Annotated in this window: 1 rRNA gene; it reads left to right on the plus strand. The window is 52.9% G+C overall.

The features are described from left to right. A 23S ribosomal RNA gene (locus NEI07_RS09800) occupies window positions 1–490 on the plus strand; the annotation flags it as partial.

The following is a 490-nucleotide window of genomic DNA, read 5'->3' on the forward strand; positions in this document are numbered from 1 at the left end:
GACTTCCCAACTGTCTCAACCGCGAACTCGGCGAAATTGCATTACGAGTAAAGATGCTCGTTACGCGCAGCAGGACGGAAAGACCCCGTGACCTTTACTACAGCTTGGTATTGGTGTTCGGTGTGGCTTGTGTAGGATAGGTGGGAGACTTTGAAGCATGGACGCTAGTTCGTGTGGAGTCATTGTTGAAATACCACTCTGGTCACTCTGGATATCTAACTTCGAACCGTAATCCGGTTCAGGGACAGTGCCTGGTGGGTAGTTTAACTGGGGCGGTTGCCTCCCAAAAAGTAACGGAGGCGCCCAAAGGTTCCCTCAACCTGGTTGGCAATCAGGTGTCGAGTGTAAGTGCACAAGGGAGCTTGACTGTGAGACTGACAGGTCGAGCAGGGACGAAAGTCGGGACTAGTGATCCGGCAGTGGCTTGTGGAAGCGCTGTCGCTCAACGGATAAAAGGTACCTCGGGGATAACAGGCTGATCTTGCCCAAG

It is taken from the genome of Methylocystis suflitae, assembly GCF_024448135.1.
Classification (GTDB): domain Bacteria; phylum Pseudomonadota; class Alphaproteobacteria; order Rhizobiales; family Beijerinckiaceae; genus Methylocystis; species Methylocystis suflitae.